Here is a 1,331-nt window from a genome sequence, read left to right on the forward strand (position 1 = left end):
TAACGTTTGGCAAATTGGCGATGGAGCCGACTTTTAGCACAAATGTTGAATAGAATTACTAATCTTCAACATTGCACAAAAGTTCAATAGAAGTACTTCACCGGCTCTATTGCCAATTTGTTTGTTATGTGCCGTTTTATTCCATTTTATACATTTAACAATTGCTGAAACGTAAAGTCGGGTTTAAACATTTCAATTTCGTTTTGAGTTGATTCTTCTTGTGCTTCTTTGCCATAGATAAACATTTGCTGTTCATAATTTTTAACAGCCTCTTCAATGCTATTAAATTTTCCATCGGCTAGATTATCAGACAATATCAAGGCATCCACCAACCCACTATTTACTCCCTGCCCTGCAAAAGGCGGCATCAAATGTGCGGCATCCCCAATCATTGTTATGGGTAATGGGCGCTTGCTTTTCCAAGGCTTTTCTAAAGGAAATATCCGTGTAGCCAATCCTACAAATGACAACGTCGTATGAATCAATTCTTTGTAGCGTTCGTCCCAATCGGAAAATTCTTTCAGAAGAAAATCAACGACACTATTTCTGTTTTGAAAATCTACCTGCGTTTGGTTTTTCCATTCATCAGGTGTTTTAAAACTTATTCCAAAATGCAATGCACCATTATTATTGGGGTTAGCAAATAATAAATTACCTTGGTGAGATGCCATTAGCCGGTTTCCATTGCATAGCTGAAAAAATCCAGGACAGTTTATCTCTGGTTGATGAATATCGGCTTGTATATTGAAAGTACCTGTTTCTTCAACTTCCGTGTCGGTAACAAATTTTCTTACCTTGGACATCCCGCCATTGGCAAGAATAACCAAATCTGCTGTTTCACTCGGTTTATTCTCAAAAGTTAGTGTCCACTTCTTCTTACCAGGTTCAAGCATAACAAGTTTTCTATCCCAAATAACCGTGTCGTTTTCTAAACTATTCAACAAGATAGCCCTTAAGTCATTTCTGTTTATTTCAGGATTGTCAAATCGATTTTCGGGCTTTACATTTTTTGTGGATAAAATATTGCCTTTTTCATCAGCAATATTTACACCCATTGGTAAGGCTAAGTCATAATAAGTTTGTAACAATCCCGCTTTTTTCATTGCTTCCTGACCTGAACCTTTGTGTAGGTCAAGGGTTCCACCAAAAATTCTTGCCTCTCGGTCGTTGTCTCTTTCGTAAACTGAAACGTCTATGCCGTTTTGCTGTAATAATTTTGCCATAGTCAGTCCAACGGGTCCACCACCAATTATTGCAACGTTCTTATCACTAAGTAAATTCATTTGTTTGTCTGTATCTATTCGCATTGTCATTCAAAAATGGCACATAAC

Annotated in this window: 1 protein-coding gene; it reads right to left on the reverse strand. The window is 37.3% G+C overall.

Going from position 1 to position 1,331, the window contains the following annotated elements:
* Positions 1–146: 146 nt before the first annotated feature.
* Positions 147–1,313 (reverse strand): tetracycline-inactivating monooxygenase Tet(X2), encoded by a 1,167-nt coding sequence (locus tag IF125_RS14145; protein ID WP_008651082.1) that lies wholly within the window; start codon positions 1,311–1,313, stop codon positions 147–149.
* Between the last annotated feature and the right edge of the window lie 18 nt (positions 1,314–1,331).

This window comes from Empedobacter stercoris (assembly GCF_020281205.1).
In the GTDB taxonomy this organism is placed as follows: domain Bacteria; phylum Bacteroidota; class Bacteroidia; order Flavobacteriales; family Weeksellaceae; genus Empedobacter; species Empedobacter stercoris.